The following is a 20,507-nucleotide window of genomic DNA, read 5'->3' on the forward strand; positions in this document are numbered from 1 at the left end:
AATTAATATCACTTGCTTAAATATATCCTCTATTGATATATCGCCTCAGGAGTTAGCTGATAACGTTTAATCGTTTTGGGTGGTTCACATTCTGGTAATAACGAATTCTCATCCAACAAAATCCATTCACGGCGGTGAGCAAAGCCCATCACTTGCGATTTACTGGTATCAAAGCAAATTATGTCACCGTCATTCTTAGCCAGAATGAATCGGTTAGGGCCTTCTTTCATCCATAACCAAGCATTTTTATCCTGTTCATGAACATTGCTTAAATAACTGAAATGCGTCATGGGAACGGATGAAAATAACAGAAACTGCTCTTTAAACCGGGTCATGCCCAGCTCGCCATCCTGACCGACAATGGAAGAAACGTCAGCCATGATATCTTTCGCCGGGGTACGAATCGGGTTCAGCAGGGTATAGCCCCAGGTGCTGTACAGCAGCCAGGTCAGAGCTAATGCCAGGCCGTATACCGGCAGGTTTAACCTGAATTTGCGCAGCCATAAAATTCCGCCCCAAATCAATGCCGCAACGGCGAAAAAGGCGGCAAAGGGCAGCAGATTGTCGCCCAGCTCTTTGGTAAGCACCCGGGCGTGGAACAGCGCGAGTACAGTGGCTGCGGCCATGGCGACGGTCACAATACCAGCCACGCCGGTAAACAGACGATTTATCCATTGCGGTATGCCTGATTGTGTTATCAGTGCGCCCATCACCATCGCCAGCATTGGCAGCGCCGGTAAAATATACACGCCACGTTTGCCTGGGCTGATGCTGAAGAAGATAACAACACAGACCACCCAAACCAGAATGGCCTGAATAACCGGTGAGTTGAAGATCTGCTTCCAGTTTTCTTTGTTGAACAGAAAAAAGTAGAGCGGGAACCACAGTACGGGAATCACACTGACAATGAAGTAATGCCAGGGTTTGAGGTGGCCGGTTGGGTTGGCATAGCGCTCAGCGGTTTGCTGGAGCAGGATGTTATTCCGGTACGCGATGTAATCCGGGTTATCTTTGAAGAACGAAAAATAGAGCACGGGCAGTAGCCAGAGAATCAGAACCCCCAGCATGGTAGCCGGGCCGAGCAAGGCTTTGGCTTTCAGTTGTTGCTCGAACCGTTGCCGCCCGGTGAGGTGCAGCACGGCGATAGGAATGAGGACAAAAACCGGCAGGAATCCGACCCCTTTGGTCAGAATCCCCACGGCCATGCATGCCCAGCTGAACAGGTACCAGCGTGGGCTGGGTTGCACGAAGAAATGGCGAATCAGTCCGTACATCGACACGGTTATCCAGCAGGCGACCATGGCATCGATTTGTGCCGCTTTGGCTTGAATCACAAACTGGGGCGTAATCAGCAACAGTACCGCTGCATTACGTGCAGTTTGCACATTCCAGAGCTTGGCGGCCAAGTCAAACACGCACCACACCATGACCAGACCCGCGACCGCGTTAGGGATCATGAAAGTCGACGAGAGACTGCCAGTCAGCTTATACAGCAGCGCCATCAGCCACATGAATACTGGCGGTTTATCCGGATAAAGTTCGCTTCCTCTGAGCGGGAAGAACCAGTTGCCTGATTCCACCATTTCCTTTGCCGCTTCGACAAAGCGAGGTTCGTCTGCTGGCCAGGGATCGCGTAACCCGATACCGGCAAAAATGACAATGAAAGCAATCGCCAAGATGGCGAATAAGTTGGCATAGTAGCTGTTGCTCAAAGAACCGGCGTTACCACTGTGGGGCACTGTGATGTTTTGGTGCTTTTCTATATCGGGGCGCTTTTTGAAAAAGCTGAATCCATTCATGAGTGATTTTCCATTTTCAATGGTGCAATGCGCTGACGGATATGATCGCGATAGATCACACCCGTCAGAATGAAACTGATTAGGGTCAGCAGAATGCTGGCGTAAATCATGGCATCGTTGGCGGCACTGATACCGCTGCCAATCAGGCAAAAGATCAACGTCTGCGGAATGTAGCCAAATAAGCTGGCGGTAATAAAAGGCTTAAACGGCACGCCAATACTGCCTGACAGCAGGTTAGTCAGCACATTATTGCCAACCGGAAATAAACGCAGCATCAAAATTTTCAGGAACGGTGTTTGCCGGACAAATTGCTGAAACTGGTTCATTTTTTTCGGGAAGGTACGGCACAATGTCTGGCTTAATAGGGTGTTGGCAACGAAGTAATTCACACTGGCGGCGAGGATGCAGGTCATTAACGCAATTTGCAGGCCAAAGACAATGCCGTACAAGTAGCCGTTGAGTGCGGCAACAACCTGTCGGGGGCCGCCCAGTCCGACAAACAGAAAGCTGATGCTGAAAATGGCCAGATGGCCAGATAAGCCGTTGGTGAGAACATAGTTATTCAGCCACAGCTTATCCGTCATGTGGGCAAAAACCGGCGTATTAATGCCGGCGATTAATATCAGAAACACGGAGCAGGTTAAGAGAGGCTTCATCACTGTCATAAGCGCTACTCGTCAGACATTTGGCCGGTATGCAGAGTGACCGATGGAGGATACTTCGTGCGTTTGCGCAGCCACAATACCCCCATTAAATCAATGATGCCCGCCCAGGCGCGGTTCCAGGCGTTGTAGTTCGACTGACCAGCTACGCGGTTGCGGTGGTTCACCGGACATACCACAATCTCACCGCTCAGTCGTTTGATCAGGCAGGGCAAAAAGCGATGCATGTGATCAAAATAGGGTAGTGCAAGGAAAGTCTGTTTCGGGAAGAGCTTCAGGCCACAACCTGAATCCGGGACGCCATCGCGCAGAATCGTCTGGCGGATCGCATTGGCAACTTTGGACTGAAAGCGCACCCAGGAGGTGTCTAGGCGTTTCTGGCGGTATCCGGCGATACAAAAATGTGGTGCCTGACACTGGTGTGCCAGTTTGAGCAGTGCAGGTATATCAGCCGGGTCGTTCTGGCCATCTGAATCGGCGGTGACAATCCATTCGCCACGGGCATGGCTGATGCCGGTATGGATGGCGGTACTCTGTCCACAGCTGACAGGATGCGATAAAACGGATACCCGGCTTTTCCGGGATGAGGGTAACGGAGTGTGAGAGCCATGAGCGACTTGATGCTGGCAGAACTCTTCGGCGATGCATGCCTGACCGGCTCGCAGTGCCTCTTCGACGGTGTTGTCTGTGCTGCCGTCATCAATCACCAAGATCTCAAACTCAACGTTCCCTGTTAATGCGACATGTAGCTCTTCAATGAGTTGTCCAATGTTGCCCTGCTCATTTTTAGCTGGCAGGACGACTGAGATCAATGGGTACATACAATCTTTCCCTAAAAGAAAACAGGATATTTGTTCTACTTTTAATTTGTATTGCAGGCAGAAATAAAACTGAGAAGTTTATCCAGCGACATATCCAAGCCCTCTGCGGTTTGAAATTGGCAAGGTCCGGTTAACCTGTTTCAGCTTTCTTCTGACCGTCGATAAATGTGCTTCAATCGAGTTTTTTGAAATTGAAATTCCTTCATTGGTTAAATGTGCTTTGATCTGCTCAACACTTTTTAATTTGCCGTGATCGGTAAACAGGAATTCAATGATGAGAAATTCAGTCTTTGTGAGTTTTATCACGTCACCCTGACAGTACAGGCATTTTTCTGATTTATTCAGCATGCATTCGTCGATCAGAATAAGGGCGTCGTCCATATGGGACTCTCTGCGTCTGAACAATGACTGGATGCGGGCATACAACTCATCAAACGACACCGGCTTCGCAATAATGTCATCGGCACCGGATGTTAAGGTGCTGACGATGACCTCCGGGGTGTACTCCGTGGTCAGAGCCAATAGTCGAACAGAGAGCTCCAACTTTCTGATACTGCTGATAAAACCATGATGCTCAGGGTTATTTTTATCATAGTCCAAAATAATCAGGTCGTAGTGCTCACTCAACAACATTTTGAGGCCATCATGGTGATTCTGTGCAATGTGTACCAGTAATCCCATTTCCACCAGTTTGCTATGGATACGTTTTTGCAAACAATGTGATTGATCGATGATAAGCAGTTTCAGCATGTTGTTTAAATCTCTGTTCTGTTTATTGTTCTGATTTAAAAGGAGTCATTGTTCAGTTTATTGAAAGTATGACCGCCAGCCAGAGAATGCCGGCGATCAGAAAACTGATAAAGACACAGGCTGAGCCAATGTCTTTAGCCAGACCGGATAACGGGTGATAGTCGGTACCGATTCGATCAATCGCGGCCTCGATGGCGGTATTGGCCATTTCGGCAAACAGGACGAACAACAAGCTGCAAATTAGCAGGGCTTTTAGCAGCACAGATATTGGAAGCCACACTGCGACTGCCGTCAGCGGAATAAACAGCATCAGTTCCTGCTGAAAGGCCGCTTCATTTTGTGCCATCCAGCGAATACCGCGATAACTGTTGGCAAAGGTATAAATAATTCGATTCAGGCCTGTGCGCTTTTGTAATGTCTGGGTTGTCATAGGTGGTTAACTCATCGAAGCCTGGCAGCGGCTGATAATATCCATGTCGTTATTTTTATCCTGGGTGGTGACACCAAAGAAACCAATCAGGGTGTGGAAGAAGTTATCGTGCGAGTATTCGCCAGTTTTCGCGCTGGCTGATAAACATTCACGATCAATCTTTCTCTGCTCAGAATATTGATCCGGCAGCCACATCAACCACGGCACCTGAGTTTGCTCTTTCGGCGCGATGGCATACGGTGTGCCGTGCAGATAAATGCCGTTTTCACCCAGCGATTCGCCATGGTCGGAGATATACATCAGGGCAACGTTGTATCGATCCTGATAGGTTTTCAGCTTATTAATCATTTCCGCCAGCACAAAATCGGTGTATGCGATGGTGTTGTCGTAAGTGTTGACGATTTGCTCATCGGTACAGTGCTCGATGTCGCTGCGCGGACAATCCGGCAGAAAACGCGCTTTATCTTTCGGGTAGCGTTTGTAATAGGTCGGGCCGTGGCTACCCATGATGTGGAAGGCGATCAGCTTGTTGCCGTCCGTAGCCTGAATTTGCTGGTCAAGCATTGGTAGCAGTACTTCATCGTAACAAGCGTCATCCTTACACAAATCGGGATTTGCCGTGTGATCAACGCCTAACAGCCGGAAGTTTTTGGCAATGCTTTTGTCACCGCCGTCATTGTCAATCCAGGTGAGGTCTACGCCGGCACGGCCAATGACATTCATGGCATTGTCACGGCTGTTGGCCTGCGCTTTGTTGTAGCCTCCGCGATTCATATTAGAAAACAGGCAGGGAACTGAAACCGCCGTCGCTGTGCCACAGGATGAGACATTCTGAAATGCAATCAGGCCCATTCCTTCGGTATAGGGATTCGTATTACGGCTATAACCGTTGTAGTGATAATTCATTGCGCGCGCGGTTTCACCCACAACCAGTACAACCAGATTCGGTTTTCCGTTAGGAACCGAAACCAGTTTGGCATCTTCTCCCAGTGGCTGATAAACCAGCGGCTCAGTCAGGTAGTTACGCTGAACATATTTGATGGTGTTGTAGGCAAAAGCCGGGTTAATCATCTTGTTCAGGTAGCTGTTATTGCGTCCTACAGAGGCGTAGTCTTTATAAAACAACAGTGCAATGAGGGCGATACCAAGAATCGCTACCAGAACAGCAATGAGTCGTTTCAGAACGGCTTTAAAATGAGACTCAGCTTTTTTGACTGTGATGCTACTGAAAAAAAGGGCCGGCATCAGGCCGAAAACAACAAAATACAGCACGGAACTCAGGCTTAAATAAGAGGTCGCCTCACCAGAGTTTGTTTCGAAAATATTTTCAATCATGCCGTAGTCAAAAATGACGTTATATTTCATCGAGGCATAAAATGCCATTGACGATAATAATGTCAGAATGACGGAGAAGGGCTTTAGCACAAATGGCAAAGAAAAAAGTGTAAAAATAATAATAAAACAGAAGAAAAGCAGTAGCGGGCTACTGGCAACAAAACTCAGCGAACTTTGAGCTGCCAACTGATAGATTTTGCTGGTTACCGGCAAGTTGAGCACCAACGCAAAATAGGCGGCAACCATCACAATGTAAGTAACGGCACTCATTTCCATTTGAAAAGGTTTGCGAAGTGTCGCGGTCAATGTATTCAAGCTAAGAAATCCAGTTTTCATTCAATAACCTGATATTAGAATTCAAGACTTAAGATTTACTTAAGATTGATTGAGGGGAAACTGAAATTTTTGCCACTATGCTTACTTGTGCTTATAAGCTACGTCGTGAAGAAATATAAAACCGTAGGTTAGATGAGAAATGCCTGAAAAATAATACGAATAAAAATCACATTGTATTAACCCGACAATATGTCACTGCGTTAATAACCTTAGAACAATACTTAGACTGTCTTGAAATTGATGCATTAATTTCAGCGTTTCTTAAGAAAAAAGTGCAATCCTTACCCTTGAATAACGACAACATGGGGGAAAGATTATGCCTGTCCCAACCTCAGTCTTTGTGACCGCGTTTCTGACCGTTATGGCAGCGTCCACTCACTCAGATTATTCGTGTTCGACTCAACCGGAAGAGACATGGGTACCGATGGATCAGGCGAGAGAACATTTAATTCAAAGGGGTTATCACATTCGTTCGTTCAGGAAAACACGTTCGAACTGTTACAAACTGTACGGATTTAATCAGGAAGGGAAGAAAGTGGATGTTTACTTTAATCCCGTCGATCTAAGCAAAGTCAAAGAGCGTAAAAATGGATAAACATTACAAATGGGATGTAATTGTACGGATTACACATTGGGCAGTGGCTGGCCTCTTTTTCGCGAATTATTTCGTGACCGAAGAAGGGAGTGAAATTCATGAATGGGTAGGTTATTGCATTATCGGTTCGATTGTTATCAGGCTGGTTTGGGGAATTGTTACCCGTTCCCCGGCCAGGCTGTCTGCTTTCAAGCCGTCGGTGACTCAAGCGGTGACACACTTGAGTGAAGTCATCTCCACTCGGGTCGATGCGTCAGTCGGTCATAACCCGGCCGGCGCGGTGATGATCTGGCTGATGTGGTGTGGCTTGCTGGCAACGGCAGTAACCGGCTGGATGGCGCACGTTGAATTGATGGGTTACAAAGATGGGTTGAAAGAGATCCATGAAGTATTCGCTAACCTGACTTTCATTGCTGTGGCGGTCCACATCTGCGCCGTGATTGTGATGAGCCGTTGGACAAACCGTTCTTATCTCAGCGGAATGCTCAAATAAGCGCTACGAGTGTGTGCCATAGGTAAACGGTGAAGCACCGTCAAAAGCCGTAAAAACCAATAGAGATGCCAAGAGATGCCGGGTATGCAACAGATACCCGGTTTGGTTTACTTGAGGACAGCGCTTCAAGCCAAACCTTCAAGTGGATGATTCAAACAGCCCTGTCAGATAAGCCAGAGCAGTCCGGCGTGCTCAATACGCTTAGAGTTTGTGAACCCGGCGTGTGACAACCAGTAATACTGGCCGTCACTCATGTCCTATGATTAGCGATTCAGGATAAACTGCTCGATCACTTTGGCGACACCGTCGTTGTCGTTGGTATCGGTAATGTGGTTCGCCAGAGCTTTGGTGTCTTCTGTCGCGTTGCCCATAGCCACTCCCAGTCCGGCATAGCGAATCATGTGGTGATCATTTCCGGCATCGCCCATGCAAATGACTTCGCTGGCATCAATGCCCAAATGCTCGGCTAACATTGCGACACCTGTCCCTTTATTGCTGTTTGGGTTAAGCAGTTCCAGGAAGAACGGGGCACTCTGTACGACGGTGTATTGTTCAGTGACGACTTCCGGCAGTTGGCGAATTGCGGCTGACAGTATTTCTGGCTCTGCCACCATCATCACCTTGATAATCTCTTCATCATCCGGCAGGTCGGCAAAATCGATCACGGTGGCACTTACCTGATTGATGTCTGCCTCATGGTCAGTAAAAGCGTTGCTTTGCGGCGTGATCAGGCCGCGAGTCGTTGAAAATGCATGCACAAACGTACCCAAATCGCGAGCCAGGGCAGCGATGTTTTTCGCATCACGGCCTGTCATGATTTGCTTGCGCAAAATCGTCCGGCTTTTCACCTGTTGCACCAGGGATGCGTTGTAGCTCAGTACAAAATCCTTGTCGCTGGTCATGCCCAATTCTTCCAAATAACGGAGCATGCCTTCTAACGGTCGTCCTGATGCCAGAACAACGTGTACGCCTTGGTCACGAGCAGCGGCAATGGCTTGCTTCGTCCGGGGAGAGAGTGTTTTCTGTGAGGTCAGCAGGGTGCCGTCCATGTCGAGAGCAACGAGTTTGTACATCTGAAAATCCACCGTAAAAGTCTTGGGAGCGTCGAGGTCAACGGCGTCTATTGTAATCAACTTTTGTGATCAACTCGACACTCCCATGAAACCTATATGCAGATGGATTAATGTAGACAGGTATGCACCCAGACATCGACGATGCTGATTGGGGAAATACTGAAGAGACAACCTCGTGGCAAAAACCACTTAAGATCTCGCGCAGCCGCCACTGCGCGAGAGGTTATCGTTGCCAGCGCAAGCGATTCAGCCAGCCGGGTTGCTTTAGTTTCCCCTTAAGGGGAATGAGTTCGCTGGCTGCCAGCGCGCCGCAGATGATGCAGCTCATTGCCAGCAGCGTGGTTGTCGATAACGCTTCATGGAATATGGCCGCTGCCAGCAGTGCGGCAACCACAGGGGTAAACGAGCCCAGCGCGGCGCTCATCTCAGCGCCCAGTCGTGAAATGGCAAAGCCATAGCTGAAGTTGGCCAGAACGCCCACAGCCACACCTTGAATTAGCAGATGCACCATAATGTCGCTGAGCGGTGCAGAGAACAGATTGAATGTTACCCAGCCCAGACCATGAAACACAGGTAGCAGCAGGCATGCCGAACCTGCCAGTACCAAGCCGCCGGTGACAGGCGTCAGACCGCTAACCCGCATGGCGACGGTAAACCAGGCCCAACTGAAACTGGCCAGTAACAGCAATCCATGTCCCTGTACGACGTCGGTTTGGCCACTGAACAGTGAATGGGTCACGAATAAGCTGATGCCTACCACAATCAGACCGATACCGGTTTTACGGGAAGCTGAAATGCGTTCTTTATAGCAAAACGCGGCAATGGAGGAGACAAACAATGGCAAGATGCCCGGAATCAGTGATGCGCCATCGGCAACAGGGGCCAGATGCAGGCCATTAGCGGCCAGCATTAAGAAGGGTAAACCGGCTCCCCAGCCGATAGCCAACAGGTAGCGTTTCGGGGTGGTTTGTATTTTTCGCAGAGAATGGCGGCTGAGATAGCCAAAGACGAGAGCTGCCGGTACAAAGCGCAGCAGGGCAATATCCCCAATGGTCAGGTCAGATTCGCTGGATGCGCGCAATGAGATAAAAAAGCTCGACCAAATCAGGAGAGTGGCCAGCATGGCCGTGATACCTAACAAGGTATCCTTAGTGGTTAAACGTTCCATTGTTTAGTCCTGATGTTATTTCTATAAGAAGGTGTCAGGAACTTATTATGGAAAATGTAAACGGGTTAATGTTGGCAAAAAGTCTGCTTTGAACATCTAATATTGATGATGATTACCAAAATAAGATTATTTTTTGATAATTATTGCCAAAATATGAGATGGAACTTAACGATGGTGTCGAAATGGACAAGAAAGACAAACAAATACTGATGGAGTTGCAAAGCGATGTGCGCAAGACGACGGCGGATATTGCCGATGCTGTCGGGCTCTCTGTTTCTCCCTGTGCCCGCCGTATCCGCAAACTGGAATCGGATGGCGTTATCGCAGGCTATCAGGTCAAGCTGGACAGGAAGAAAATGGGGCTGATGATGACCTTTTTTGTCAATGTCCGGCTCAGTAATCACCGGGATCAGGTTATTGATGCGTTTGAAGAAGCAATCGCTGAGATGACAGAGGTGATTAGTTGCCACGTGATTTCCGGCTCATACGATTACCTGTTGGAGGTTGTCAGTAAGGACTTACCTCACTATGAGTCTTTTATGCGTAAGCTGCAAACCCTGAATATGGTGCAGGACATCAATACGAACCTGGCGATTCGGGCCGTAAAGCAGGGGTCGCCACTCACTATCGTTTAATCGTTGCACTCGGAACACGTTGTGATTGTTACCTGCTGGGTTAGCCATGCCGTGGTGGGGAATCCCTGCGTGATTTCAGCGAACAACCTACGCTTAAAAATGGGCGGGTGTTTATTGTTTCTCGGGGCGAGGCCCCGGAATGAGGAGCTTGGTTGTATGCTCTGATTGCTATGTCCTGGATGCCATGCTGAGTTCAAGTACGTCGTGGGTTTGTGTGTGTCAGCGCAGCAATTAGCGGATCAAAGAGTCGAGAGTAAAGAATATGGCAATGCAAAACGAAGATAAGAGCACTTGGGCCATTGGCGGCGGTGTGATCATCGGTTTGGGTGTAGGCTTCTTTTTTCTACCGGAATCCGTTTTTGGATTTGTTGGTTCGCTTTTGGTTGGGCTGGGTGTGGGACTGGTGGTGACGGCAGTGTTATCTGTTATTCGTAAGCCGTAAGCCGTAAGCCGTAAGCCGAGGCCTGATGATGCTCTGTTTGATCAACACGCTTGGCTATTGTGGTTTTACATACCGTTTGAATTTTCATAAGGTTTGAATTTCAGATACAAGGCGAAGGGCACGCCTTTAAACGGGAAAATGACCTACATGGAAACAAGAACGGAATCTTGTCTGGAATGGGAATCACTGGCGGCGAAGTTGCGCCTCGTGCTGGCTCATTGGCCGCAAGTGCCTGAGCACAGCATGCTGGAACCCGTTGCGGTTGGCGCAACGAATCATGTTTTTCGGGTACATGGTGAGCCGGAGGCCGTATTGCCCGTCTGGTATCTTCGGCAATATCGCACTCAGGATGTCTCGAAAATTCAGCGCGAGCACCGGCTTTTGTGTTCCCTTGCCAGTACTCTTGAGACTGTTGTTGTTCCCGTGACGTCGTCTGCGGGCGAAACGCTGGTTTCGCTGGATGGCCATTACTTCGCCTTATTTCCTGAAGCGCGGGGCCAATCAGTGCCTGCTTGTCAGCTGACGCTGGATCATGCCTGTTCAGCTGGGGAAGCGTTGGGACGGTTGCATTACGCATTAAATCAAGCGTGTTCTGAAAGCGAGCTGTCTGAGTATTCGACGATTACTCTGCGCTGGCCGCAGCGGGAATGGGTCCGCCGGCTGGAAAAAGTTATCGAGGCAATCGAACAGCGCTTACCGTCGCGAGCTCTATTCCAAGCGCTCTTTAAACCGCTCTCTCAACCGCTATTGCCAATCCAACCGTTATCGTTAATCCAGCGGCAAGCGCCTATAAAACCGCTGCCGTTAAACCCATTGTACCGCTTACCGCGTGGGACTGATGCTTGGGCGTTACGGCGCGCCATCCGACAGAAAGCGTATTTGGCAAGTTCGCGAAGCTTACACTATCATACCCCGACCTCTCCGCTGAAACTGATTCATGGTGATTATCATCACTACAATGTCTTTTTCGACGGTTCGAATCAGGTATCGGGGATTATCGACTGGGATTTGGTCGGACGAATGCCGCTCGGGTATGAAGTTGTCAGGGCCTGTATGTATATGTTCCAGATGGATGTTGAACGCTCACTGGCTTTCATTCGATCTTATCTGACGGTGATGCCGCTTTCTTTTGCGGAGCTGAGCGATGGGGCTAAGTCCTGGGGGATCTATGCTGATCACCATGTTTGGGCCTTAGAAGAAGTGTATCTGAAAGGTAACCTCTCAGCGAAGAAATTCATTCCGCACCATGACTTTGAAGCCTTTCAGGAACGCTGGAAACCTATCGGAGACCAGCTTTCCTCTTCCATCTGTTTCCAGCACCGCTAATCCGGTCGTTAACTTATAGTAAGTAAGGATGAATTACTGATAAGTCAGATTACTCAGCTCGACATAATTGGTGTTCCAGGGTCGGCATGTGCCGTCCAGTTCAATTTCAAACAGGATTAGCTCGCTGCTGTCGATAGCCCGAATGACGACCCGACTAGGGTTGTCATTAGTGCGATCAACGGCGGAGTAGGTGATCAGATAATTGTCCCCGCTTTTGTATACGCTTGAACAAATATCACTGAAAATACCGGCATCGTATATCCAGGTGGCGTCTGCCGTCATGGACGATTCATCGATGGCAAAGGACATGGCTAAACTGGAGGCTAATGCAATGCCTGTCGGCGCGCCAGCGGGTTGATTGAAACTCAGTTGCCCATTGTTAAACAGCATGAGTTCACCATTGACAATCGATAACGCGTGCTGGCCAATAGGTTTCGTGTCGCTCGAAGTTAGCGACAGAGGCTGCAGTGAAGGATGATTGACGAACCAGTGTTTAGTTTCATCGCCCAGTAACCATTTCATTTTTTTGCTGGCGTAATCGATTTTAACGACAAAGTTTTCCCGGCTGGACACTATAATACTGTCATCGTCAGGGGAATAAATCGCAGAGTTCATGTGAAACCAGTCAATACCATTACGGATGAAATCTGACGGATCTTCGCTGTTTTCTGTCAAATGCGTTGAAATGATTTCGCCAAAATCCCAGTGATCAATTTCATTCCCATTCTGATCGACTTCTAATAACACGGATTCGACCAAATTATTGCCGTTTTTTGTGGTGTCTACATTTAAGAAATAGCCGGTTTTTCCTTTTGAGGTTTCGTGGTGTGGTCTAATCTGTGTCAGTTGACTGGAGGTAATTTTTAACCTTTCTTCATCACCGGTCAGGGAAAGATACACCAGCTCATCATTATCCTGAATGATAAAACGTCCGTTTTCAAATAATGCGTAACGATAATCACTTGTTGGAGTATTGGCTGTCCAGCGCACATTGCCGTCAACATCCACTATGATAGGGCCTTGATCCGTATTATTTTCAAGATGGAGATAGCTAAAAGCGATGTTGTTGGTATCCAGTTTTTTGTTGATTTGCAGATTGTCGTAACTGCCATTGGGATCAATATATTCGCTGGTTGTAATCTGTGTTGACACGGAGCGCGTGGATCCGTCGGTCAATGTAATATCAACAGTGACCTGGTTGTCATAGCCGCTGTAAAGCCCGAAAACAGGCAAAAGAAAGCCACTTTCTGTAGCTGTGAGGGCATCAGGCGTGAAGGTGGCCTTGATGGGTTTGGAAAACGTACCGGGCATGGGCTGAATGGTAAATGAGACGCTGGAAAGGAAATCAATGTCTAACCCGACGTCTAAATCAGAAATAAACACTGATGAGTCGGTATCTTTTTCAGTTACATTAATTGGGGATGTGGTGTCTATTGTGTCATCGGTTGAAGACGTATTCTCAGATGAATTATCTGAGTCGTTACAACCTGTCAATAGCAGCAACAACACAGCAGCAGGATACCTTTTCATAAGCAATAATCAGTTAATTTCGTTATGAAGATTTTAAATGATCAGTCACTCTTATTTGTCTCAGTTTTAATAATAAGGAATGGCGAAATTCTCAATCATATTGGTATAACTTTTTAGTGGTTAAGTATTGTGGTGGATTTATACTTCTATTTTATGGGAATGTTTTTAAATTATTGTAAAGTGACAACTTTAAAATAACGTATCTTGCGTTGGGAAATTTTGATGGTGATGAAAGCAAATAAAGGCATCAATGTTGATGCCTTTATTTATCATTGTTTTTTGTTGTTACTTTTATTTTTTCTAGCGGATACTTTCTGTTTGGCTTAGGGGCGATTTAATTATTCTGACTTGTTTACGATAGTTTATCACTTGTCAGGGTTTCGCTTTATTGGGCTATTAACACTGGGTTTTATCCATTACAGTGAAAACGGTGACAATTTTAACTGATTCAACTGGCTAATGTGTGTGTAATGGCTAATTTTACGCATTGACTTGGCCAGCAGCAGTAAAGACGTCAGCAACTGATAACTTTGATCGGCTTGCGCCGGCGTTAAGGTCAGTTGCAAGACGGAGTGTTTGTCAAAACCTGCCAGATACTGCTGGAGTTTGTCTGACATTGCATCCAGTTTTTGTTCGTGCTCGTTGATGGCACTCGCTTCAGCATGATGAGTGTGCACTGATGATAGATCATGCTGAGATTCATTCAGCAATGGTGTATCCAGCAAACTGGCCAACTCCTCAAGTGTGTGTTTGAGTAATCGCTCGATACCGGTATTGCGGCTATGCGCCAACCATGTCTGGTAACTATCCTGGAATGCGTGAAAGTGAACGCACAAAGTGTAGCTTTCTTCAATCAGCTGGCGAATATTTGCTGGCGCAACATCAGGGAAAGCTGGCCAGTTCACCCGGGTAGAGGCCACTTCAGCCATCGTGGCGGAACGCAACGGAGTCTGACTGAAAGCCAGCCAGGTAGGTTGTGGCTTATCGGCGGCACGGCTCATCACTGTGAGTCGATGCAACAGACCAAGGCGAAACCGTTTCAGTTCCCGTAGCAACACATGCTCCGCGGTGGCTGGAAACAAGGTATGGTTAACCAGAAAAATGACCAACATACTGATTGCAATCAGCATGAGTTGCAGCAGAGCCAGATTAATGTCATAGACCGGATTCAACTGCATGGCACTGCTGGTCATGATCGCCAGAATCTGAGAACCCAGTAAGCGCTGAATAATCTGCTGTGGCTGGTGGAAAACATACCAGATCAGGAAGGCATTCAAAAAGTAGAAGGCACCCAGTTGCCACACCTCTGACATCAATGGCATCAGAAAAACATACTGCGCCAGCATGATTCCAGACCACATCATAATGCTTCTGAGCAGCACGCTGGTGCTGATAAACGGCAGTGTCAGGATCACACTACCCAGAATTCCCCCCAGTAATACGATCAGCGCGCCACCCGGCATCGGGACATACAGCCATAACACGATACATATCCACAAAATCACCGTGATCTTTAATGCATTGATGGCATTTTCAGGCATAAATCGCCATCCGGCAGGCTTTGCTTTTGTCGCTGGTTGCGCTCTTGCCTTATCCAGCATGATGGCTTCAAGGGTGTTTAGCATCTCGTGGTGCAGCCGATCAATTTTGGTCAGGACATTTTCCAGCATTCGCAGTGCCCCGTGATGATGAGACAGCTCCTGTGGCTGCTGGCTAAGGGTACTTTGCTGTGGCAGGGGATTTACGCCTGCGCCGCCGCCAGACAGCAAGCTCTCGGCACGGCGGGTACGTTGCTCAAGCCGTAGCAACAGATCGTGAATATCCGCCTGAGCACTTTCCGGCAATGGCGTAGGCAGAAGTGCTGAAGCTTCGGATAAGTGGCCGCACAGTAAAGCCCATTGGTTCATCTGTGCCAGATAGTGCTGCCAGAGCTGTTTGGTGCTGGCGATATGGTAACTGTCGGCCTGGGCCGCGGAAATCAGATCCTCCAGTCGGGTCAGGCGCTTAATGCTGTCACCGACAGACAGGCTGTGACTGAATGTACCGGTTTCTGCCAATTGCTCTAACGCGGCTTGGAGGTGTGTTGCCTGAGTAGCGTAATACCCTTGCAGCGTACTGGTCAGCACCTGACGGCTGGAGCTAGGCCAGAGCAGACTGTACACCAAGGTAAACGACAGAACCCCCAACACGGTTTCCTGCAGGCGCAGAACCGCAATGTTGAAAGTCTGATCACTGGAAAACTTCCCCATCACCAAAATCAGGGAAGCCACCATAAAGGTCATTGTCCAGACGTAGCCGTTTTTCGGATTGGTCTGATGATAGACACACAGGGCAGTAAACAGTGAATAACTGATCAGAAACGGCAGTTGCTGCTGGGCAAACAGGCCGGCCAGGGTAAAAGCAGCCACCATGCCGAGAACTGTGCCCATAATACGGTGGCGGCCTTTTTGCAGCGAATGGCCGGTTGTTTCCGTTGCCGCCATCACAAAGACGGCAAATGCGGCCCAGTACGGGCGCTCCCAACCGAGCCATAAGGCACTGACAATTGCCAGTGTCAAAGCGGAAGCAACCTTAATCGGCCGCTTGCTGCGTTCGCTGAAAAACATGATAGCTCCTGACGTTAACGCTGAGTCTTAAGGGCGATTTGTTCGATGGTCACCGGTGCCACTTTATGGATGATGATTGAGGCGGAAGTGCCGACCCGTAACTGGATGTTTGGCGGCAGCTGCTCAATCTGCACGCGAACCGGTATCCGCTGGGCCAGACGAATCCATTGAAATGTCGGAGTAACATTTGGCAGTAGCGACACCCCGGTGCTGCCGTCTTTATGGGCAATACCGTAGCCGATACTTTCGACGGTAGCCTGCAGAGGCTGATCCGGGTATGACATCAGAGACACGGTGGCTTTGTCGCCGGTAGAAACGTCACGGATATCTGTTTCTTTGAAAAAGCCTTCAATCCAGAAACTGTGCTGATCCACCAATGCCACCACCGGCTGGTTGGCGACCACCTGAGTACCGACGCGCATGTTCAGATTGGTAATGAAGCCGTCAACCGGTGCCGACACTTTGGTAAAGCCCAGATTCAGACGGGCTTCCTCGACACTGGCCTGAGCCACTTTGACGCCCGCGCGTGCGGCTTCTACACCGTTATTAAGCTGGGTAAGCGTTAACTGGGAGACCGCGCCAGGCTGACGGCGGGCAAGTGAGTGCCCGCGATGGGATTCATCCTGTGCCTTTTTCAGTATTGCGTTGGCCTGAGCCAGGCTGGCTTCCGCTTTTTCCAGCGCAGCCTGATAGGTACGCGGATCTATCTCAAACAGCAGGTCACCGGCTTTGACAACACTGTTGTCTTTAATGTGAATATGGGTGATAGGCCCGGTAACTCGCGGGGTGATCTGGATAACTTGCGCACGAATCTGACCGTCCCGGGTCCAGGGATTGCTGAGGTACTGCTGATATTTCCAGCCAATCGCAGCCAGGGCGGCAAGTAATAAAATAGTTGTCAGGGAAACACGTTTAAGCACAGGCATACTCTCAACAGTCAATCATGAAGGAAAAACAAACGTGCCGAACCAGAGGGTATAAAGCACGGTCAGAGCCAGTTCGACCAGCGGTGGACTGGCAATAAACCGGTGCCATCGCACTTTATTCAGCAGCCGTACGGTGAGGGAAGTGCAGACTAACCCCAAGATGCCAGCTACCATCAGCGGTGGCAGGTACACATCACCAATAGCGACCTCTTTGGGGACTTGGGGTATCGCGAGAAGATCAAACATCACGTCGTACACTCTTAAGCAGAATCAATGGAATTTGACGAGCCGGTCGACTCAGGATTAGATTTCCAAGTGTGATGTTAATCACATGTTGGTAAAGGATAAAGTCGTCAATATGGAAAACACTTGAAACTATTGGTTTCAAATTAGTGTTAAAATTATCCAAATTTTGTTTCCAATCGGGGCTGGGTGTGGATCGGTTAACCAGTATTGAAATCTTTGTCCGGGCGGTCGAACTGGGCTCATTTACCGCTGTTGCCGAGGAAAAAGGCATCAGTTCGCAGATGGTCGGAAAGCATATCCGCGGGCTGGAAGCCTCGCTGGGCACAAAGCTGTTGAATAAATCAACTCGGTTTCAGAGTCAGACCACTGCCGGAGAGCAATACTACCGGCGCTGCAAGAACATCTTGTCGGAGCTGGCCGCCGCAGAGGAAGACATTTACCGGGAAATGCATGAGCCCCATGGTCACCTGAAAATTGTGTCCGGGGTACATTTTGGTATTTCTTTACTCTCCCCGTTACTGGCCCGCTTCCAGATGAAATATCCCTCTCTGACGCTGGATCTTGTCCTTGATAACCAGCCGGTAGATGTGCGCAAGGATGGGGTGGATGTCATTTTTCGTGAGTTTTCCAACAACTACGAGAGTCTGGTGGCAGTAAAAGTCGGGGCGTACCCGGTCATACCGTGCGCCTCGCCGGAATACCTGGCCCGATACGGCAAGCCGAGCCATCCGGAGGAGTTGGTCGGGCATCAGTGTTTTCAGCATAACCAGTTGCATGTGGTTACGCCCTGGAGCTTTAGTGACAAAGGACGCATGATTGAACCGAAAGTGTCATCCCGAATGACGTTTAACAGTACTCAGGCGATGCTGGCGGCGGCACTGGAAGGTGCCGGTATTGCTCTTCAGCCGATTTTCCAGGTTCAGGAACTTCTCGATCGGGGCCGTCTGATACCGTTACTGGAAGAATACCCGATACCCCAGGTAGAAATGTACATGTTCTACCAACCGACGCTGCGGCACACGGCGCGGCTGACCTTGTTACTTGAGCATTTGCGGGAAGAGTTGGTGTCGCACGTATAGCCGGATATTTTCGCCCCAAAGCTGCTCCGCTCCGTATTCCTGAACCCTTGTATCGCTGTATAAAAATTGGGGTTGGAGGTGAGCCATGGGGCAATATTGCTGGGGCAAACAGTCTGGGATTACAGTGAAAGGCCATTAGAAAGACAACGCGATGCCAGCAATATGCCGTCATCGCGTTGGATTTATCGAAGGGGATTACTCGCCGTAAATGTCGAATTTAAAATATTTGCTGGCGATACGGTCGTAAGTGCCGTTTTCACGAATGGCCTGAATGGCCTGATTGAATTTCTCAGCCAGTTGTTTGTCCTGCTTACGCAGTGCCAGGGCAGTGCCTTCGCCGATGTAAGCTGTGTCCGTTACCGGTTCGCCAACAAAGGTGTAATCAGCGCCACGAGGCTTGTCTAAAAACGCAAGGGCAAGTTGATCCGAGTTGCCAAATACGGCATCAAGACGGCCTGACTGGATGTCCATGTACACTTCATCTTGTCCGGTATAGCGCTGAATTTTAGCCACATCCCCGAACATGTCAGTGACGTATCGGTCGTGAATCGTGCCAAGCTGAACACCGATCGTTTTTTCCGGTCAGTCCTGCTTTATCAATCACCAGATTTGCGCTTTTGGCCGCGACGAAACGTGCCGGAGTCTGATAGTACTTGTCGGTAAACAAAACGCGCTGTTTACGTTCTTCGGTGATACGCATGGAAGCCATGATCACATCTGCCTTACGGGCCAGCAGCGATGGGATAAGGCCATCCCAGCTCTGGGTGATCCACTCGCACTTCAGCTGAGCTTCGGTACACAGCGCATCGGCAATTTCAATATCAAACCCTTTTGGTGTGCCTGTCTCGTCTTTGTAATTAAAAGGCGGATAGGTAAAGTCCGATGCCAGTCTGACCGGACGCTCGGCGGCCTGGGCATTGGCAAACAGGGTGGTAGCCAGTAACAGGCCCATTCCAACGTATTTTTTCATATTATCCCTCTTCATACCGTACTGTTTGTTGTTATACGTTTATGTCTCGTGATTTGTGCTTCTTCGCCGTTCACGCCGCGTTTTGTGGTGAAGCTGCCTTGAACGCTTTCAGGGCGTTGAGTGTTTCCTGCATGCTTGCCTGAGTACCGACAGAGATCCTGACGCAGCGCTTCAGCTGAGGTTCGTGGGCCTGATTACGTGTCACTATGCCGTGTTCCAGCAGATAGCGATAGAGGCAGTCGTCAGTATTAAATCGGATCAGGACAAAATTGGTCGCTGACGGATAAACCGCTTCCACAAACGGCAGCAAGGCCACTTCGTCGGCAAACCAGTCACGCACTGAAACCAGCGCTTCAGTTTGATTCCGCATCGCTGCAATGCCGCTGTCAGCCAGCGCTTTTTCGGCGATGCGTGCGCTAGGATCCGGAATCGGGTAGGGGGCGATAAGGCGTGATAAATAAGTCATCACGCTGCGATCGGCCAGGATAAATCCAATGCGAGCCGAAGCCAGTCCGAAAGCTTTCGATAAGGTACGGATGACGATAAGGTTCGGGTAGCTGGCAATCAGTTCCGCTACCGTCGTGTGCGGCGCAAATTCAATGTAAGCCTCATCGACCACAATCAGGGTTGTCTCTTTTGCCGCTTCAAGCAACTGGATGATGTGACTGTGCGGGATGACGTTGCCGGTCGGATTGTTCGGTGAGCATAAAAACAGCATTTTGCTGTGTGGCAAATTTTCTTTGATTCCATCCAAATCAAGGCCAAAACCCTCGATCAGCGGCACCTTGATGGTCTTAAGTGCAAATGCATCAGCACAGAATTCGTACATGGCATAGGTTGGCGGACAAACGATGATGCGATCCTTGCCAGGTTCACAAAATGTTCGGATCAGGAGATCAATGCCCTCATCTGCACCTCGAACAGCACGGCTCTGACAACTGAGTGGATTCCCCGAAGGCGTAAAATGGCTGCTATAGTCAAGATAAGCCTGCTCAATAACTTGCGGTAAAAAGTCCGGATATCGATTGTAGCCCTCTGATTCACCGTAAAGCTCGCTTTCTTCCAGCTCATTGGCATTTAGCCAGATGTGTCCATTCCCGCCGATACGACGTGCGGACTGATAGGGTATGAGGTTTTTTACTACCTCTGGCGCTAATTTATCTGCAAGTGACAACACAAACCACCTCGCTAATATGCATGATTATCAATCAGAATCCAATCTTTATGGTTGGATATTCATAATTGGCTTTTTAATATTCCCGTTTACATAAATTAAACAACTTGG

The 20,507-nt window shown here is 48.9% G+C and carries 19 protein-coding genes and 1 pseudogene; 6 read left to right on the forward strand and 14 right to left on the reverse strand.

Annotated elements, in window-relative coordinates; genetic code table 11:
• Positions 1-29: 29 nt before the first annotated feature.
• The 6 genes from FH974_RS16665 to FH974_RS16690 form a co-directional block, all read right to left on the reverse strand.
• Entirely contained in the window at positions 30-1,799 is a 1,770-nt protein-coding gene (locus tag FH974_RS16665) for an ArnT family glycosyltransferase (protein ID WP_084712699.1), read from the reverse strand.
• Positions 1,796-2,464, reverse strand: coding sequence for a TVP38/TMEM64 family protein (locus FH974_RS16670; protein ID WP_047887688.1), 669 nt, complete (start codon positions 2,462-2,464; stop codon positions 1,796-1,798). The genes FH974_RS16665 and FH974_RS16670 overlap by 4 nt, the downstream gene beginning before the upstream one ends.
• Positions 2,465-2,469: 5 nt before the next feature.
• Positions 2,470-3,282, reverse strand: a complete 813-nt coding sequence (locus FH974_RS16675; RefSeq protein ID WP_047887689.1) for a glycosyltransferase family 2 protein — start codon at positions 3,280-3,282, stop codon at positions 2,470-2,472.
• A gap of 78 nt (positions 3,283-3,360) precedes the next feature.
• Positions 3,361-4,032, reverse strand: a complete 672-nt coding sequence (locus tag FH974_RS16680) for a response regulator transcription factor (protein ID WP_047887690.1) — start codon at positions 4,030-4,032, stop codon at positions 3,361-3,363.
• 52 nt (positions 4,033-4,084) lie between these two features.
• Entirely contained in the window at positions 4,085-4,462 is a 378-nt protein-coding gene (locus tag FH974_RS16685) for a diacylglycerol kinase (RefSeq protein ID WP_047887691.1), read from the reverse strand.
• Positions 4,463-4,468: 6 nt separating this feature from the next.
• Positions 4,469-6,133 (reverse strand): phosphoethanolamine transferase, encoded by a 1,665-nt coding sequence (locus FH974_RS16690; RefSeq protein WP_047887692.1) that lies wholly within the window; start codon positions 6,131-6,133, stop codon positions 4,469-4,471.
• 316 nt (positions 6,134-6,449) lie between these two features.
• Here FH974_RS16690 and FH974_RS16695 point away from each other — a divergent pair, with 316 nt between their 5' ends.
• Together FH974_RS16695 and FH974_RS16700 are read left to right on the forward strand one after the other, a co-directional pair.
• Complete coding sequence (locus tag FH974_RS16695; RefSeq protein WP_047887693.1) at positions 6,450-6,728, forward strand: PepSY domain-containing protein; 279 nt, start codon at positions 6,450-6,452, stop codon at positions 6,726-6,728.
• Complete coding sequence (locus tag FH974_RS16700) at positions 6,721-7,221, forward strand: cytochrome b/b6 domain-containing protein (protein ID WP_047887694.1); 501 nt, start codon at positions 6,721-6,723, stop codon at positions 7,219-7,221. The genes FH974_RS16695 and FH974_RS16700 overlap by 8 nt, the downstream gene beginning before the upstream one ends.
• A gap of 263 nt (positions 7,222-7,484) precedes the next feature.
• Here the strand turns inward: FH974_RS16700 and yidA are convergent, their stop codons facing one another.
• Positions 7,485-8,294 carry a sugar-phosphatase gene (gene yidA, locus FH974_RS16705; RefSeq protein WP_047887695.1) on the reverse strand — a complete coding sequence of 270 codons (810 nt, stop codon included), beginning with the start codon at positions 8,292-8,294 and terminating at the stop codon, positions 7,485-7,487.
• A 223-nt stretch (positions 8,295-8,517) separates the two neighbouring features.
• A complete protein-coding gene (locus tag FH974_RS16710) occupies positions 8,518-9,462 on the reverse strand; it encodes a DMT family transporter (RefSeq protein WP_047887696.1) in 945 nt (314 codons plus the stop codon).
• A 182-nt stretch (positions 9,463-9,644) separates the two neighbouring features.
• Here FH974_RS16710 and FH974_RS16715 point away from each other — a divergent pair, with 182 nt between their 5' ends.
• From FH974_RS16715 to FH974_RS16725, 3 genes are all read left to right on the forward strand, one after another.
• On the forward strand, positions 9,645-10,097 hold the full coding sequence (locus tag FH974_RS16715) for an Lrp/AsnC family transcriptional regulator (RefSeq protein ID WP_047887738.1): 453 nt from the start codon (positions 9,645-9,647) through the stop codon (positions 10,095-10,097).
• 268 nt (positions 10,098-10,365) lie between these two features.
• Complete coding sequence (locus tag FH974_RS16720; RefSeq protein WP_169776058.1) at positions 10,366-10,539, forward strand: hypothetical protein; 174 nt, start codon at positions 10,366-10,368, stop codon at positions 10,537-10,539.
• A 147-nt stretch (positions 10,540-10,686) separates the two neighbouring features.
• The gene (locus tag FH974_RS16725; RefSeq protein ID WP_169776059.1) at positions 10,687-11,865 is read left to right on the forward strand and encodes a phosphotransferase enzyme family protein; all 1,179 of its coding nucleotides are present in this window, start codon (positions 10,687-10,689) and stop codon (positions 11,863-11,865) included.
• 33 nt (positions 11,866-11,898) lie between these two features.
• On the opposite strand, the gene FH974_RS16730 is transcribed toward FH974_RS16725, so the two are convergent.
• The 4 genes from FH974_RS16730 to FH974_RS16745 form a co-directional block, all read right to left on the reverse strand.
• The gene (locus FH974_RS16730; RefSeq protein WP_053061948.1) at positions 11,899-13,395 is read right to left on the reverse strand and encodes an aryl-sulfate sulfotransferase; all 1,497 of its coding nucleotides are present in this window, start codon (positions 13,393-13,395) and stop codon (positions 11,899-11,901) included.
• A 416-nt stretch (positions 13,396-13,811) separates the two neighbouring features.
• The gene (locus FH974_RS16735; protein WP_047887697.1) at positions 13,812-16,001 is read right to left on the reverse strand and encodes an FUSC family protein; all 2,190 of its coding nucleotides are present in this window, start codon (positions 15,999-16,001) and stop codon (positions 13,812-13,814) included.
• Between the two features lie 14 nt (positions 16,002-16,015).
• Positions 16,016-16,921, reverse strand: coding sequence for an HlyD family secretion protein (locus FH974_RS16740; protein WP_047887741.1), 906 nt, complete (start codon positions 16,919-16,921; stop codon positions 16,016-16,018).
• A 21-nt stretch (positions 16,922-16,942) separates the two neighbouring features.
• On the reverse strand, positions 16,943-17,173 hold the full coding sequence (locus tag FH974_RS16745) for a DUF1656 domain-containing protein (protein ID WP_047887698.1): 231 nt from the start codon (positions 17,171-17,173) through the stop codon (positions 16,943-16,945).
• Between the two features lie 188 nt (positions 17,174-17,361).
• Here FH974_RS16745 and FH974_RS16750 point away from each other — a divergent pair, with 188 nt between their 5' ends.
• Entirely contained in the window at positions 17,362-18,252 is an 891-nt protein-coding gene (locus FH974_RS16750) for a LysR family transcriptional regulator (protein WP_047887742.1), read from the forward strand.
• Positions 18,253-18,447: 195 nt separating this feature from the next.
• Here FH974_RS16750 and FH974_RS16755 read toward each other — a convergent pair.
• Positions 18,448-19,222, reverse strand: a pseudogene (locus tag FH974_RS16755) (ABC transporter substrate-binding protein).
• A gap of 70 nt (positions 19,223-19,292) precedes the next feature.
• A complete protein-coding gene (gene hisC, locus FH974_RS16760; protein WP_047887700.1) occupies positions 19,293-20,399 on the reverse strand; it encodes a histidinol-phosphate transaminase in 1,107 nt (368 codons plus the stop codon).
• Between the last annotated feature and the right edge of the window lie 108 nt (positions 20,400-20,507).

This window comes from Photobacterium ganghwense, from assembly GCF_017329545.1.
GTDB lineage: Bacteria > Pseudomonadota > Gammaproteobacteria > Enterobacterales > Vibrionaceae > Photobacterium > Photobacterium ganghwense.